Below are 15154 nucleotides of genomic sequence, written 5' to 3'. Positions count from 1 at the left end.
GACTTGCCGCTGCCATGAAACACCGGCTTCCCGACCATCGCGTGGCACACGCATCGACGGGCGAACCCGAAACCGATACGCCCCATCGATGGCTTCACGATCGACTTGTCAGCACCGCCTTTCGACCGTCGATCGATTCGTACGCCATGGCGTCGTCAATCCGATCAAGGCTGAATTCCTGGCCGACGCGCGTCCTGAACACCGGGTCGCCGATCATGCCCTCGAGCGCACTCAGAGCAGCCACCAACCTGTCATGCTCTCGCACCGTCCGGCTTTCGAAATTGCTGAAACGCCGCATCGATAGATCCTTCGTCATGAAAAGCGGCGCCGACACGGGAAACGGAACGGGGCCGGCCATCGTGCCGTAGAAATATATCGACGAGCGCATCGGCAAACAGGTTGCCATCTGGCCGGTCAGCACACCGCCCACGCCATCGAATACAGCCGTCGTTCCAAGCTCGCAGGACAGCTTTCCGAGCGTGTCGACAAAGTCTTCATCGGTGCGCACGACATGCTCGATACCGCAGCGTTGCAGCGTTTCCTGCGCCGCCCGCCCCCTCACCATGGAGATCGTCGGCATGTTTCTCCGACGGGTGAGTGCCGCGAGCGCCAGCCCGGTTGCCGAGTTCCCCGCCGTGGCGATCACGCCCCGGTGCCCGGCCTCGGCAATCGTTTCGAGAAACGCGTAGGCCGTCATCACGTTCACGAGCGACCCGCAGTAGTCGCGTACGCTGACGTGTTCAGGCAAGATCAGGCAGCTCGTGTACGGCACCTGTGCTTTTTCGCACCACAGCCCGATGTTGTACGCGCTACGGTTCAGCGAGCGATAGATCGCGACGCGTCTACCCATATAACGCGCGGGAACGCCGGCCCCCGTCGCCACCACCGTCCCGGTGCCGGAAGCGCCCCACACGCCGTACTGGCTCGCCGCGAGCGCGGTGCTACCGTCGGCACGCGCACGCAAAAACAACTTGTCGCCATGGTTGATCGCAGATGCCTCCATGTCGATCAGCAAATGGCCTGCTTCCGGCCGGCTCGGCGGCCGGATATCCCGTACTTCCAACGAGCGTTCAGCGGTAACGCAGATAGCTTTCATGACGCGTTTCTCCAGCGGCAAACAGTGATGGCGGTAACTGCACAGGCCGTAACTTAAACAAGTGCGCCTGTTGCCGAAACGCGGCCGCCCGGCATACCATCGATTCCAGTACAGAATGGATCGATACGAATACCCATGGATCGCCTGAATGCAATTCGCCTGTTCGTTCGACTGGTCGAATGCGGCAGTTTTTCCGCTGTAGGGCGAGAGGAAGGCATTGGACAACCGACCGTAAGCAAGCAGATTGCCGCGCTGGAGGAGTATCTCGGCGCTCAGTTGGTGTTGCGAACGTCGCGTCAGGTAGTGATCACCGCGGCAGGCCACGCGTTCTATGAATCGGCCAAGCCCTTGATGGAGGGCTTCGATTCGCTGGAATCATCGGTCGGGACGCGACAGCAATCTCCACAAGGCCTGGTTAAATTGACGACGGCGCCCGCCTACGGCCGCCTATGCGTGACGCCATTGCTTCCCGGTTTTTTTCGACAATATCCGCACGTTGCGCTCGAATTATCCGTATCCGAGCGACAGGTCGATCTGGTCGGCGAAGGATTGGACCTGGCGATCCGCCATGGGCCGCTGATGGATTCCTCGCTGACAGCGAGAAAACTATCGGAGACGGAATCGCTGCTCGTCGCCAGTCCGGGCTATCTCGCGGCCAAAGGCAGGCCTACCCGGCTGGCCGATCTGGACGGACATACAGGCGTCGTCTTCGCTCGAAACCACGAGCGCCGCCCTTGGCGCTTCAAGGTCGGAAGGGAAACCGTTCATCGGGTTCCGCAGGGATCGTTTTTGACGGGCGACGCAGAGCAGGTGCGCGCAGCGGTCCTGCACGGGCTCGGCATTGCGCAGGCCCCACGATGGCTGTTCGGAGCCGAAATCGATGCCGGACAAGTCGAAGTCCTCCTGCCTGAATTTCAGCCGGAACGCATGGCAACCCACCTCGTCTATCCAGCCGGTCGACGCGTACCGGCGCGAGTCAGGGTGGTGATCGATTATTTGATGTCGACGCTCGGAACGTGACGGTGGTACTTGCAAGCGCAAGGCGTCAGCAATCGGGGACGACAAACCCCGCTTCGTCCTCGTATCGAACCACGTCGGGCCGCACTCGAAACGGCTTGTATACGATAGGGGTTACACGCCCTTGTACCGATCGCCGGAAACACGACTACCCTTTCATACTTCGATCCCAAGGTGGCTCGTTGCCGAACGCTGCGGTCAGGTAGTCAACGAACCGTCGAACCTTGAGCGGTATGCGCCGCGCACTCGGGTACACCGCCTGTATCGCCAACTCGGTCGCTCGGTAGTTTGGCAGCAGGGCGACGAGTTCGCCTCGCCGCAGATGCTCCCCGAAGACGAAGGTGGGGCCGTACGCGACGCCAGCGCCCGCCAACGCGGCAGACATGAGCATTTGGGTGTTGTTGGCGGCGACTCGACAGGGCCCTTCGATCACATGCGCGCGGTTTTTCGCATCGAATAGCGTCCAATCTCCGGCCGAGACGGCTTCGCTGAAGACGAGCCGCTGCGCATGACGTAAATCACTTGGCCTACGCGGTGTTCCATGCCGCTCGATGTACGCGGGGGACGCGCACATAACCATTCGACATGGCGCGATGCGACTTGTAACGAGCCCGTTGCCCTGAAGCTTCCCGATCCGGATGGCGACGTCGATACCGGCCTCCAGGAGGTCGACATAACGGTCGCCGAGCAGCACTTCCACGTTGACCTGCGGGTGGTCCTCGAGATAGCGGGCAGTGACCTCGCCCAAGTGCATCGCACCGAACGTGACAGGCGCCGCGATTCGCAACACGCCGCGCGCCGTGCGTTGCGAATCGTGCGCTTCCCGGCCGGCGTCTTCAAACGCTTCCAGAATTTGCTTGCTGCGAACGTAGTATGTCTGACCGATATCGGTCAGACTCAAGCGCCGCGTGGTTCGTTGTAGAAGCCGCGCATTCAGTTGGGCTTCGATCGCACTCACATGTTTTCCCGCCATGGCCGGCGACAACCCGAAACGCCGCGCGGCCGCAGCCAGACTGCCCTCTTCGACCGCAGCGACGAACACGCCAAGGCTGGTCAATCGGTCCATTTTTGCATCAAGCTGATTCGATCACGCCATTATCGACTGCCGCTATCCCGCGCGCAATTATCAAGTTGCAGGCTCGACGCTACGATTGCCTCATCCAACCGAGAAGAGGCAGCGCAAATGGAAATCGAAGTGAATGGCACGCGAATCCACGTCACCCAAGCCGGCCACGGCGATCCTGCCCTGGTGTTCCTGCATTACTACGGCGGCTCGTCGCGGACATGGCAACGTGTGACAGACCGGTTATCGAGCCGATATCGCACCGTTGCCACCGATCATCGGGGCTGGGGCAAGTCCGCTGCACCAGCGGATGGCTATGGCATTGCCGATCTCGCGGCAGACGCCGAGGGCATCATCGAGACATTGGATTTGCAACGCTACGTACTCGTCGGTCATTCCATGGGCGGCAAGGTCGCGCAGTTCATCGCGTCGCGACGGCCGAACGGGCTTCAAGGCCTCGTGCTCGTCGCGCCATCACCCCCGTCGCCGATGCTGCTTTCCGCTGAAGAACGTGCGACGCTGACGGGCGCCTATCGATCGCGCGAGTCGGTCGAATTCGTCATCGACCACGTACTGACCGCCAAACCGCTCGACGCCGCCTGTCGTGAAATGATCATCGAGGATAGCCTGAACGCTGCGCCGCAAGCTAAAGCCGCTTGGCCGGAGGTGGCAATGCGCGAGGATATCCGTGCCGCGGTGGCTTCGATCGACGTTCCGACGATCGTCATCTCCGGCGAACTGGACCAGGTGGATCGCGTGGTCACGTTACGGACGGAACTGTTGCCGCGCATTCCGCAGGCGACCATGCACGTTCTTCCCGGTGTCGGCCATTTGGCGCCGCTAGAGGCACCGGCCGAAGTTGCACGAATCATTGAAAACTTTCTTGCTGCATGATCTCGCCGCGATTGTCGATCAGCACGAGCGTGTTGTACGGTACCTCGCGTGGGCGCACTTCGTGGCGCTCGCCCGTGATCGAGAACACACCCCACACGTTGGCCTTGCGGCACGCCGCCGCGATCTCGGCATCGCCCCGCGCACGGTGAACAAGCATCTCGAACACCTGTTCCGCAAGTTGCATGTCGAGACCCGTGCGGGGCCAGCCGCCGCGGCGCTCAAGATGCTCGAGCGCACGTGAAAGGATCGGATCGCGGGATTGCCCCGCTCCCTGCCCCGGGCTGCTCGCTCGACATGATTTTGTAGACTTGATCTTTTGCTCCGTTTCTGGATAATTGTTCATGCCTCGCGCGACATGCTCCTTTGCATCGCTCGCCACGAGACCCTAGCCCGCCAGCCCCTCCCGGCTGGCATCCCCTGTTTCGGCGCCTGACCGACCGGTCCACCGAAATACCGACACGATTCCATCCGGCAACGGCGGAATCGTTCGCCTGCAACGCAGGCCGTGAAGCGCCAGAGGAGACACTGGCGCCTTGCTCCAAGTGCGGCTTCAGATCGTGCTCAACCAGAGGAATCGTCGCGCCCTCGATCCAAACCGGTTTGGATGAGCCGTGAGCGATTTCCCCACTCGGTGACCGACATGACCAGGCAATCCCCCCCGTACAAACCGGGAGTCCTTCGCATCGGCGCGTGCCATTTGCCCGGCGCGGCGGCATGCCGTTCTGCCACGTCCACGTCCACGCGCTCGCCTGAGCGTCCGTCCGCGCCGTCCCGCTGCGCGACTCGATCGAAGCGCCGCCGCACGTGCGGTGGCGACTGTTGCCGCAGCGGACACATGCCGTCACGTCACGCGTTCGTTCGCCCATGCAACGAACCGCATCACAAGGAAAACCGTCATGGCTTCTGATTCCGCCCTTCCCGACACACCCGCGGCCCGCCCCCGGCCCACGCCGTCCGCCTACATGCGTACGGTCGCATCGATCGCGGCGATCGCCGGCGGGCTCTATGGATACGACACCGGCATCATTTCGGGCGCGCTGCCCCTCATCGCGCGAGACTTCGGCCTCGACTACCGCGCGCAGGAACTCGTCGCCGCGGCGATCCTGCTCGGCGCGGTGATCGGTGCGCTGGCCGGCACCCGCATGTCGGCCGCGCTCGGACGCCGCAAGACCATCACGATCGTCTCGGCGATCTATGCGGCCGGCGTGCTGGCCGCCGCGCTCTCGCCCGACGTGTGGTCGCTTGCCGCTGCCCGGCTCGTGCTCGGATTCGCGGTCGGCGGCTCGACGCAGATCGTGCCGACCTACATCGCCGAACTCGCGGAGCCGGACAAGCGCGGCCGCCTGGTCACCTACTTCAACGTGTCGATCGGCATCGGCATCCTGCTCGCGGCATTGATCGGCGTCGCGGGTAACGACCTGTTTTCCTGGCGGGCGATGATCGGTATCGCGGTCGTCCCGTCAGTGATCCTGATGGTCGGCATGACGCGGCTGCCGCGCAGCCCGCGCTGGCTCGTGGAGCAGGATCGCATCGCCGACGCGCATGGCGAGTTGTCGAAGGTGCGGGAATCTCAAGCTGCCGTCCGGCACGAGATTGCCGATATTCGGGATGTGGTCGAGCGACAGCAGAACAGCGCGACATCGGGCTGGCGCACGATGCGCGAGCCCTGGGTGCGCCCCGCCCTCGTTGCGGGCCTCGGCGTCGCCGCGTTCACCCAGCTCAGCGGCATCGAGATGATGATCTATTACACGCCGACGTTCCTTCGCGACGCGGGGTTCGGCGCGTCGGCATCGCTCTGGGCCGCGCTCGGCGTCGCCATGACGTATCTCGTGATGACCTTCATCGGCAAGCTGATCGTCGACCATGTCGGCCGCCGCACGCTCAGCCTGGCGACGCTGCCCGTCGCGGCAGCCAGCCTCGTGCTGCTTGGCTGCCTGCTGCGCGGCGACGTCGCCTTGCCCATGCAGCAACTGTGGATCGTCATCTGCCTGATCGCGTTCATGGTGTTCAACGCCGGCGGTATCCAGGTCATCGGCTGGCTGACGGGCGCGGAAATCTACCCCGTCGTGATCCGCAACCAGGCCACCGGCGCGCACGCCGCGATGCTGTGGGGCTCGAACCTGCTGCTGACCGGCACGGCGTTGACCGTGACCCAATGGCTCGGTGTCGGCGGGGCGATGTGGGCGTACGCGTGCCTCAACGCGCTCGCATGGGTGTTCATCTACTCGATGGTGCCGGAAACGCGCGGGCGCAGCCTCGAGGACATCGAACGCGCATTGAAGCGCGGAACGTTCGGGCCGCGCCATTCATGAGCGAACCGGTTCAAGCGAGCCGCGTCTTTCCCGCCTTCTCGTCACGGAAACCAACATGAACGAACTCATTGCCACGCGCCAACTTTCGGATCATGCGCTGATCAGCGATTGCGACGGCGTGCTCGTCGATAGCGAGGCCATCGCCGCACGCATCATCGTGACGCGCCTCGAGCGTCTCTGGGGCCTCGCCGGCCTTCGCGACGTCGTGCGTCCCCTGCTCGGCATGCGAGCCGAGCAACTGCTGCGCACGGTCGCAACCATCGTCGATCGGCCGCTCGACGACGACACGGTCGACGCGATCCGCATGGACGTGCATGCAAATGCGGTGAATGCGCCGGCCATCGACGGCGTGCGCGACGCGTTCGCCGCCATCCCGCTCGTCAAGGCGTGCGCGAGCAACAGCGATCTTGCCTACGTGCGCAGCGTGGTCGACCGGATCGGCCTGGCCGACATGTTCGGCGAACGCCTGTTCACGGCCGACCAGGTGCCGTCGCCCAAGCCCGCGCCTGACGTCTATCTGTCCGCCGCCCGTCGCATGCATGTCGCGCCCGAACGGTGCATCGTCGTCGAAGACAGCGCGACGGGGACGGCCGCCGCGATCGCCGCCGGCATGACCGTGCTCGGCTTCGTGGGCGCCGCGCACGCGGCACGAACGCAAACGGACAAGTTGCACGCCGCGGGTGCATACGTCGTCTTCGACGACATGGCCGCGCTGCCGTCGCTCGTCGAACGCTGGCTGCGCCGCATGCACGACACGACGCCCGCCTTGCGCGAACGCGCCTGACCTTCCTCATCGAGAAACACCCGGTTGCTGCGCGTCGCGCACGACGGCGCGTCGAAGATCCCGGTGTTTCATGAAAAGACCATCGGGGCACTGCTCGCGCGCAACGGCGACATGCGCCGTGAAGCCCTGCTGCTGGCCTGCTTCCAGCATTACCTGCAGGGTGTCGACGATCTCGGCAACGCGTTCGTCGTCAGTGAACCGCAATTCGATGCAGCGGATCTCGAGCCCGTGCGAAGCGGCGACCCGCTCGCGATCCTCGACTCAAAGCCGTTCGCCACACTCGGGCTCGATCCCAACGCGGGATTCGTCGGGCTATTCCGCACGATGCAGACAGCCGTGGCAACACGCAGGACGCGCGATGCGATCCGGCTGGCGCTCGATTCTTCAGACGCCTGAACAACGTATCGCTTCCCGAACATCGTTGGCGCGGACGCCGCTGTCGGACCCATGCGGCCGCGCCTCTCCGGCTTCCAGATTGAAGCGTTCTCTGGTTCGCATTTCATGCTTTTACTGCGCGTGAGTGAGGCTTCCGGGTGGGCATACATCACTAATATCGGTACTACATCTTGTATTAACCGGAGAAGCCCACATGAACGGCAGCAACAGCTTTCCTCGAGTTACGTACGGCCACAACGCTTACACGACTGATTTTCATGAGCCGTACCCGGCGCCCGGCTCGGGGCAAGGGTCGGGGGCCTGGCCTGCCTCCAACCCGCAGCCTCCCGTCCATGGGATGCCGCCGGCATTCCACGGGCGCCCCTCTTCTGCGCCAACGACGACCGATCCCGCGTTTGCTGCGCCCTATAGCAGCGTAAGGCGACACGGTATCCTTCCTCAAAACCAGATGCGAGCGCAGAACATCGCATTTAATCAATCGCACGACGGTCACGTGGAGCGCAACGATATTGACGTCACCCGGATACCGGGTAGCTCGGATCCTCAACAGAGGGCGCGCGCCGCGCGCATGGCTCTGGAAAACCCTGCGCATGGGGCGCTGTCCGTCGCGCTCGAGCGCCATGGATACGGCCCGCTGCATACTGAAACACACGCGCCCTCAACGGAAGAATTGCTTCGCTCGTTGAGTCCCGAACAACGTGAAGAGTTTAATCAAGCGGTGCAGTACGGTATGAAGCCTGAGGAGATTCTCGCGATGATGGCGACGAATCAACAAACAACAAGCTTGTCACCGCACGGGCAATCGCAGGCCTACCATCGGATGCAAAATACTTTTATGGTGACAGCGCACGCAAGTGCCCCGGCGGCACATGCATCCCCGTACGAAGAAACCCGTCAGAGTATTCCGCCGTCAGCGTTTCGTGGCGTTTACGTCCCGGAACAGCATGCGCACATCGCTCGCCAAGTTGATCGGGAATTAGCCGCGCGTCAGCCGGTACATCCGCGGGCCGTAGCCGTGCCGGATCGGCCCGGAATGAACCCACATTATCAGGCGCCGAATGGGAACGGGCATCAGATCCATGGTGTTCAAGCGCCTGACTATTACAATGCCCTTAGAGCCCAGCTCAGTTCCGAGGACGACTATGACGCGCACATCGTGAAGACCGGCATTCAGCGCGGATGGTAAGAACGCCTTTAGCGAATCGGCAAGGAACGTCGGGCGCGTAAGGCATGACGTTAAAGCGAGAACCCGAAAGGCCGGCTGATCTCCGTCCGGTTGCAAACCGCAACCGGACGGTCGACAGGCCGATCAACCTCAATTGCTGAAGATCAGACCGCGAGCGGCACCATTGACGTAAATCCGGCCATATGTGTTCCAGTCGCCGGCCATCGCGCTCGAGTCGCCGAACTGGTGCGCGTCATCGTTGAAGCGCGCCCACGTCGCGCCACCGTCGTCGGAATGGTAAATGCCCCAGACGCCGTTCAACGTGCCTTCCACATAGACCGCGGCCGAGTACGGCGAACCGGTCGGCGCCTTGCCCAACGCGATCACGGTAGCGCCCGGCGTGTCGCTGGTCGACGCAAAGGCGCCGAGCTTCGTCCACGTCGCCCCCGAGTCCACCGAGTGGTACACGGCCGTGCCGTCGGCCAGCCAGAGATCGCCCTCCGCGTTCGGATTGACCGCCATCGACGTATCCCGCCACGCATTCCAGGCCAGGTTCGCGTTCACCGAGCCCTGGCTCAACGTGAACGTGTGGCCGCCGTCGTTCGACACGTAGACCTTCCCGCGCTGCCAGCTCCACGGTGCGCCGCCGGAATCGTAGGCATAGACCTTGTTCGGGTTCTTGCGGTCCGCGGCCAGGCGGTAGGCACGCGGGAAGCCGTTCCAGGTGGCACTGAACGCCGGCAGGTTGGTCGCCGTCCAGCTTGCGCCATTGTTTGTCGTGAACGACGGGACCGAGTCCGGCGGCGCCCAGGTCACGTTGTTGCGCGACGGGACGACCAGGTTGCCCACGTGGCTCTGGCTTGCCGCGGCGCCGTTGGGCAGCGACGCGAACGTCGCCCAGCTATTGCCGCCGTCGCCCGACCAGAAGCCCCTGGTGGCATGGCCGTTGGCGTTGTCGACGCCCGCGGCGGCGATGTACGTCGGATCGGACCACGACATGTCGGCCGAATTACCGTTGCTCCACGTGTTCAACGGGCCTTTCGTCGGCCTCGTCGAGAGATCCGTATTGACCCACGTGCCGATGTCGCCGGCGCTGTTGATGAAGTTGTACGACGCACCGGGCGGCGCCGTGACGAGGGCCAGCGTCACGGTTTCCTCGAGGTTGTCGACCTTGGGGCTCCAGGTTGGCGTGGGCGACGAGGCGTTCATGGTTTCACAGATGCCGCCGCCGTGGACGTGCATGATGTGATCGCGATTGGCGGGGTCGATGGTGACGCCTTCCACCCAGCCGGCGCAGCCATCCGGGGCAATGCCGGTATGCGGCATGCCGGCCTCGATTTCGCGCCACGTGCTGCCGCCGTCATCGGATAGCTGAATGGTCTTGCTGGTGTCGCTCCAGCCGGTCATGCCCAGTGCGATGCGGGCGGACGCGCCCAGACCGGAAACGGACAGGCCGCCAAAGCCGTTGCCGGTGGAGCGGTTGAGCAGCGTCCAGTTGCCGTTGTTGCTGCCGCCGAACCTGTAGAGATAGCTCGGTCCGCCGATGCCCTGGCCGACGCCCGCGTTGAACACCACGTAAAAGTTGCCGTCGGAAGTGCGCACGACGTGCGGGATGTAGTAGCCGGACACCGTCGGCGGGACGGGCACCGGCGTCCACGAGAAGCCGCCGTTGGTGGACTTGTACAGGGTCGACGTCAGGCCCGCCGCGTTCGCGTAGTCGGGGGCGACGGTGGCCCACATGATCCAGGTCGGCTGGCCACTGCCCTTGCCCGACGTATCGAAGATCACCTGTTCGACGCCGATCGGGGAACCGCCGCCGCTGATCGTGGCGGAGGACAGGCCCGAGACCTGCGCCCAGGTGCGGCCCGAATCGGCACTCTTCCACAGGCCGGCCGTGCGCGATCCGTAGAACAGCGTCGACGGATGGTTCGGATCGACCTGCAGGCGCTCGCCGGTGGCCCGGCCGTTGTCGTTGCCGCCGACCGGGAACGGCACGTCATAGTGCGTCCAGGTGTTGCCACGATCGCTCGAGATGTAGATGCGTCCGTTGTGACCCTGCGTCACGGTAATGCCGGTCATCATGTAGACGAGCTGGTCGTTGTTTGGATCGAGCGCGAGACTTTCGACGCCGTGGAAATCGCCCTCGCCTGCGCCGAAACCGATGCCGTCGGTGATGGGCGTCCACGTCGAGTTGGTCGCGTTCCAGCGGTACGCGCCGCCGACGTCGGTGCGTGCGTACAGCAGGCCCGCGTTGGTTGGATGGTAGATCAGACCGGTGACGTAGCCGCCGCCGCCCCACTTGACGCTGGTCCAGCTGGCCGCCGGCAGGTTGCTGCCGCCGCCATTTGCGCCGGTCTGGCTACGGTTGGCGGCAAAATTGGTCACGCCTGTCGTGCTATCGGACCCGCCTCCGCAGCCCCATAGCGTACACGCCATCGCCGCGGCGGCGATCCATCGTTGTGAAAACACGGTCATCGAAGAAGTCCTGAAAGAAAGAGGTCCATTGCAGGGCCCGCCATCGGGCCCTGCACGATCAATTCGCCATGAGCGATGCAATCTGCGCAGCGCTGAGCGCGCCGCGATAGAGGCGGAAATCGTCGATCAAACCGTTGAACGTGGCGTCGGCACCGTATTGCGATTTGCCCAGCCAGTTCTGCGTGGTGCGGCCAAGACGGAACGGCGCCTGGAACATCGCCGTGTTGGTGCTGACGGGCGTGCCGTCCACATACATCGTGCCGGTCGAACCCGATAGCGTGACGGCCACGTGCACCCATCGCTTGCTCGGCAGCGCGGTGGGGGCGTCGATGATCTGTTCCGGAGGGCCGTCGCCGGGGCCGTTGGCCGTCATGGCGAAGCGCATGCCGGCCCAGCCGGTGCGCGACTGCCCGCGCGGCGTGAACATCATGTAGCGGTGAAAGCCGGTGCCGAAGTCGAACAGGCGTGCCCACGTTTGCGAACCGTTCCAGAACACCCAGCTCGCGATGGTGAAGTCCGACACATCGGCCAGCAGACCGTCGGGCAACGCCACATACGCGCCCGAGCCGTTGAGCGAGACCGCGTTGCCGCTGCGCCCCACGGCCCACGTTGCGCCGTTCAGCGTGCCATTGCGCCCGTTGCCCGAGCTGTCGGCGGCCGTGACGCCGCCGCCTTCATCGAATGCGAGGTGCGCGAGCAGTTGCTGCGCCGTGATCACTTTCACTTCGTTGGAGAGCGCCGATTCGCCCGCAATCGTTTGCGCCGTCACGACATAAAAATACGTGCCGGCGCCGGCGGGCATATCCGTATAGGTGAGCAGATCAGTGATGCCGCTCTGGATGGTTTTGTACGGCCCGCCGGCCATGGTGGCGCGCTTGACGGTGTAGCTGACGGCGTTGCTGCTGCCCCACCACGACAGCACCACCTTGCCCGCGCTGGCATAGCCGGTCAGGCCGGTCGGCGTTGGGGCCGGGGCGCCGGGATCGAGCGTGCAGGTGAGCGTGCCGTAGCCGAGCTGGTCGAAGCCGCCACTGTTGGGGCCGTAGTTGCCGCCGCCGCCTTCCGGCGCCACCAGCTCGGCGGCGCGCCTGGTGTAAGGCGCCGCCAGACCTTTGCGGTTGATGTAATGGTTGGCCACCAGCGCCCAGCAGGGCCGCCCGAGGGCGCCGCCTTGCCCGCCGGTGGAGAACTGCGTCTGGATGACGCCGGCGCTGTTCTGGTACGTGACGAAAGGCACCGTGTAGAACGCGCCGTCCGCCTGCTTCAGGTTGGCCTTGGCCACGTATTCCGCACCCGCCAGAAAGCGATTGTTGTCATAGCCGTACAGGTCGATGCCCTGATTCCACGCCATCTCGCAAATGGCGCCCGTCAATGCAATGCCGAGCGTGCTGTGGCCCTGGTCCCGGCCGGCTTCCTGCCATTGCCCGAGGTTGCCGGGGTGCAGGTAGTACACGGCTTGCCGGATACAGCCATTACTGCCACCGGTCTTGAAATGGGTGACGGCCTCGTCGACGAGTTCGGCATCGTCGCACAGCACGCCGATGGCCAGGACACACGCGATGTTGGCCAGGCCCCAGTTGGCCCAGTAGTGCGTGTCCATCGCGGTGTCGATACGGGTCAGGAAAGCATGGCTGACCGGGTAGAAGACAGTGCGCATCATGGCCTGAAACGCGGCGAGTCCGGCTGGACTCCAGCCGCTGTAACCGCGCATGATTTCGGCTGCGTTGGCGAACTCGTAGCCGTAGATGCCGGCGGCGAGCGCCACGTCGCTGCCGCCAAGCGTCGTCAGCGTCGACGCCCATTGGTCCAGATACTCCACGGCCTTGTCGGCATAGCGTGTGTCGTTCGACACCTTCCAGCGCAGCGCGTCGCCATAGGCGGCGGCGATGTCGTTGTAGAGGGCGCCGTAGTTCTGACCATGCGTCGGATCATTGCCGCGATAGATGCCGACCTGCGGGTTCGGCTTGTTCGTCAGGCGCGTGTGACCGTTGGCGACGAGCACGTTCCAGCTATCGATCCACGGGGAAGCCTGCGCGGCGACTTTAGCGCGCATGCGTTCGAAATCAGCGTCGGTATGCAGCAAGCCAGGATGCGTGAAGGTGCGGGTTTGGGCGGTGCCTGCCGACTTCGCCCCTGCGCCGCTACCGTCCGAAGCCGGAGCAACTCCGGACGCCTGGCCGCTGCTGGTTGCCGATATACGATCGCTGTCTGTAACCGCGCTACCTCCGTCGCCGCCGCATCCGGCCACAAGCGTTGCACCGAGCCCCATCACGAAATGGCGTCGTGCAATATTCTCGATGCCGCCGAGTGGAACGATTTCCTCGGACAGCAGCGTCGCTGCTCCCTTGTCTCGCATGTCTGGATCCTCTGTTTTTTTGCTATGGTCGAAGCGACAAAATGTACTAACCATTCCGTATTTATCGGAACGGGTAGCATTCTATCCAGTGCGACCGGGATCCAATCAAGCGAAAAAAAACAAATTCATCAATGACACGAACGTGTCACATCGGTGATGCAGGGATCGAGGGATGCGCGAAGTGGTTGGGCAGAACCAAGCAAAGGTTGCCACCGTTTGCGGAGTAAAAATGTCACTTCATCGGTCGACACCGACGCGGAATCGGTAAACTCTCCCGGAATCGTGTCTTTTCGTTGGACGAAATAAAATCGTCAGCAACCGCGGTGTCGCGAAGAGCGGTGTCGCCTCCGCCTCCGCTGCCGTGCCTGCATCACCGCCCTACCGCCCCAGAACCCGCTCCACCAACTTCACGAAATAACTCGCCCCCACCGGCAGCAACGCATCGTTGAAGTCGTAACTGGCGTTATGCAGCAGGCACGGCCCGCCGCTGTGCCCATGCACGCGATGATCGCCCGCCCCATTCCCAAGGAATGCATAACAACCCGGCTTCGCGCGCAGCATGAACGAGAAATCCTCCGCCGCCATGGTCGGATCGACGGCTGCGTTCACATGCGCGTCGCCCACCAGCTCGCGCATTACCGCCACCGCCACCGCCGTCTGCTCGGCGTCGTTCACGGTGGCCGGATACTGGCGCTGGAAATCCACCTCGCTCTCGCAATCGAAGGCAGCGGCCGTCGCGGCCACCACGGCGCGCATGCGCGTCTCGATCAGGTCGAGCGTCGCATCGGAGAAGGTGCGCACCGTGCCGCCGAGCCAGGCATCGGTCGGCACCACGTTCATCGCCTCGCCTGCATGCACCTGCGTGACCGACAGCACCGCACCGTCGATCGGATTGCGGTTGCGCGTGACGATTCCCTGCAGGGCGCTCAGCACCTGCCCCGCCGCGAACACCGGATCGCGGCCCAGGTGCGGCATGGCCGCATGGCAGCCGGCACCGCGCAAGTCGATCCGGAACAGGCTGGTCGACGCCATCAGCGGCCCCGGCCGCACCGCGAAATCGCCGGCCGCGATGCCGGGCCAGTTGTGCAGCCCGAACACGGCATCCACGGGGAAACGCTCGAACAGGCCGTCCTCGATCATCGCGCGCGCGCCGCCGCCCGCTTCCTCGGCCGGCTGGAAGAACAGCTGCACGGTGCCGTCGAACTCGCCATGCCGCGCCAGATGGCGCGCGGCCCCCAGCAGCATGGTGGTGTGCCCGTCGTGGCCGCAGGCATGCATCGCGCCGGGCACCGTCGACCGATGCGCGAAGGTGTTGGCCTCCTGCACGGGCAGCGCATCCATGTCGGCGCGCAGGCCGATCGCACGCGCACTGTCGCCGCGCTTCAAGGTGCCGACCACGCCGGTGCGGCCGACGCCGCGCGTGACGGCATAGCCCCATTGCTCGAGCCGCCCGGCAACGAGTTCGGCGGTGCGGAACACGTCGTAGCCCACCTCGGGATGAGCATGGATATCGCGGCGTAGCGCCGTCAGTTCGTCGGCGTGCGCGACGATGGAATCGATCAGTTTCATGCGGATGGGAGCGCTTTTGTCAGGTCG

The 15154-nt window shown here is 64.1% G+C and carries 11 protein-coding genes and 2 pseudogenes; 7 read left to right on the top strand and 6 right to left on the bottom strand.

The genetic code is table 11. The features are described from left to right. Positions 1 to 94: 94 nt before the first annotated feature. On the bottom strand, positions 95 to 1096 hold the full coding sequence (locus tag WS64_RS30735; protein WP_060968791.1) for an alcohol dehydrogenase catalytic domain-containing protein: 1002 nt from the start codon (positions 1094 to 1096) through the stop codon (positions 95 to 97). Between the two features lie 135 nt (positions 1097 to 1231). Here WS64_RS30735 and WS64_RS30730 point away from each other — a divergent pair, with 135 nt between their 5' ends. Then, a complete protein-coding gene (locus WS64_RS30730; protein WP_059639630.1) occupies positions 1232 to 2116 on the top strand; it encodes a LysR family transcriptional regulator in 885 nt (294 codons plus the stop codon). Positions 2117 to 2261: 145 nt separating this feature from the next. On the opposite strand, the gene WS64_RS30725 is transcribed toward WS64_RS30730, so the two are convergent. Beyond that, a complete protein-coding gene (locus WS64_RS30725) occupies positions 2262 to 3179 on the bottom strand; it encodes a LysR family transcriptional regulator (RefSeq protein WP_059639631.1) in 918 nt (305 codons plus the stop codon). A 117-nt stretch (positions 3180 to 3296) separates the two neighbouring features. Here WS64_RS30725 and WS64_RS30720 point away from each other — a divergent pair, with 117 nt between their 5' ends. Next, positions 3297 to 4070, top strand: coding sequence for an alpha/beta fold hydrolase (locus WS64_RS30720; protein WP_060968790.1), 774 nt, complete (start codon positions 3297 to 3299; stop codon positions 4068 to 4070). Here WS64_RS30720 and amiE read toward each other — a convergent pair. After that, positions 4060 to 4191, bottom strand: a pseudogene (gene amiE, locus WS64_RS30715) (aliphatic amidase); the annotation flags it as partial. The gene WS64_RS30720 and the pseudogene amiE sit on opposite strands and share 11 nt — an antisense overlap. Before the next feature lie 3 nt (positions 4192 to 4194). Between amiE and WS64_RS35455 the strand changes: the two are divergent. From WS64_RS35455 to WS64_RS34760, 5 genes and pseudogenes are all read left to right on the top strand, one after another. Continuing rightward, positions 4195 to 4311: pseudogene (locus tag WS64_RS35455) on the top strand (LuxR C-terminal-related transcriptional regulator); the annotation flags it as partial. Between the two features lie 655 nt (positions 4312 to 4966). After that, positions 4967 to 6382 carry a sugar porter family MFS transporter gene (locus tag WS64_RS30710; RefSeq protein ID WP_060968788.1) on the top strand — a complete coding sequence of 472 codons (1416 nt, stop codon included), beginning with the start codon at positions 4967 to 4969 and terminating at the stop codon, positions 6380 to 6382. Positions 6383 to 6437: 55 nt separating this feature from the next. Beyond that, positions 6438 to 7166: an HAD family hydrolase gene (locus WS64_RS30705; RefSeq protein ID WP_060968787.1), complete on the top strand. Its 729-nt coding sequence runs from the start codon at positions 6438 to 6440 to the stop codon at positions 7164 to 7166. A 24-nt stretch (positions 7167 to 7190) separates the two neighbouring features. Next, complete coding sequence (locus WS64_RS30700; protein WP_060968786.1) at positions 7191 to 7562, top strand: hypothetical protein; 372 nt, start codon at positions 7191 to 7193, stop codon at positions 7560 to 7562. 193 nt (positions 7563 to 7755) lie between these two features. Beyond that, on the top strand, positions 7756 to 8748 hold the full coding sequence (locus WS64_RS34760; RefSeq protein WP_155720518.1) for a hypothetical protein: 993 nt from the start codon (positions 7756 to 7758) through the stop codon (positions 8746 to 8748). Between the two features lie 129 nt (positions 8749 to 8877). On the opposite strand, the gene WS64_RS30695 is transcribed toward WS64_RS34760, so the two are convergent. The 3 genes from WS64_RS30695 to WS64_RS30685 form a co-directional block, all read right to left on the bottom strand. After that, positions 8878 to 11202, bottom strand: a complete 2325-nt coding sequence (locus tag WS64_RS30695; RefSeq protein ID WP_060968785.1) for a hypothetical protein — start codon at positions 11200 to 11202, stop codon at positions 8878 to 8880. Between the two features lie 58 nt (positions 11203 to 11260). Further along, positions 11261 to 13558: a LamG-like jellyroll fold domain-containing protein gene (locus tag WS64_RS30690; protein ID WP_060968784.1), complete on the bottom strand. Its 2298-nt coding sequence runs from the start codon at positions 13556 to 13558 to the stop codon at positions 11261 to 11263. 378 nt (positions 13559 to 13936) lie between these two features. Next, positions 13937 to 15127 (bottom strand): M20 aminoacylase family protein, encoded by a 1191-nt coding sequence (locus tag WS64_RS30685; protein WP_060968783.1) that lies wholly within the window; start codon positions 15125 to 15127, stop codon positions 13937 to 13939. Positions 15128 to 15154: the final 27 nt, after the last annotated feature.

Source organism: Burkholderia anthina (assembly GCF_001547525.1).
In the GTDB taxonomy this organism is placed as follows: domain Bacteria; phylum Pseudomonadota; class Gammaproteobacteria; order Burkholderiales; family Burkholderiaceae; genus Burkholderia; species Burkholderia semiarida.
Note: the sequence above shows the minus strand (reverse complement) of the source record. Positions and strands in the feature narration are given on the sequence as shown.

Coding starts and splice junctions, on each gene's coding strand:
- WS64_RS30735 (WP_060968791.1), bottom strand. CDS start 1,096: ATGAAAGCTATCTGCGTTACCGCTGAACGCTCGTTGGAAGTACGGGAT.
- WS64_RS30730 (WP_059639630.1), top strand. CDS start 1,232: ATGGATCGCCTGAATGCAATTCGCCTGTTCGTTCGACTGGTCGAATGC.
- WS64_RS30725 (WP_059639631.1), bottom strand. CDS start 3,179: ATGGACCGATTGACCAGCCTTGGCGTGTTCGTCGCTGCGGTCGAAGAG.
- WS64_RS30720 (WP_060968790.1), top strand. CDS start 3,297: ATGGAAATCGAAGTGAATGGCACGCGAATCCACGTCACCCAAGCCGGC.
- WS64_RS30710 (WP_060968788.1), top strand. CDS start 4,967: ATGGCTTCTGATTCCGCCCTTCCCGACACACCCGCGGCCCGCCCCCGG.
- WS64_RS30705 (WP_060968787.1), top strand. CDS start 6,438: ATGAACGAACTCATTGCCACGCGCCAACTTTCGGATCATGCGCTGATC.
- WS64_RS34760 (WP_155720518.1), top strand. CDS start 7,756: ATGAACGGCAGCAACAGCTTTCCTCGAGTTACGTACGGCCACAACGCT.
- WS64_RS30695 (WP_060968785.1), bottom strand. CDS start 11,202: ATGACCGTGTTTTCACAACGATGGATCGCCGCCGCGGCGATGGCGTGT.
- WS64_RS30690 (WP_060968784.1), bottom strand. CDS start 13,558: ATGCGAGACAAGGGAGCAGCGACGCTGCTGTCCGAGGAAATCGTTCCA.
- WS64_RS30685 (WP_060968783.1), bottom strand. CDS start 15,127: ATGAAACTGATCGATTCCATCGTCGCGCACGCCGACGAACTGACGGCG.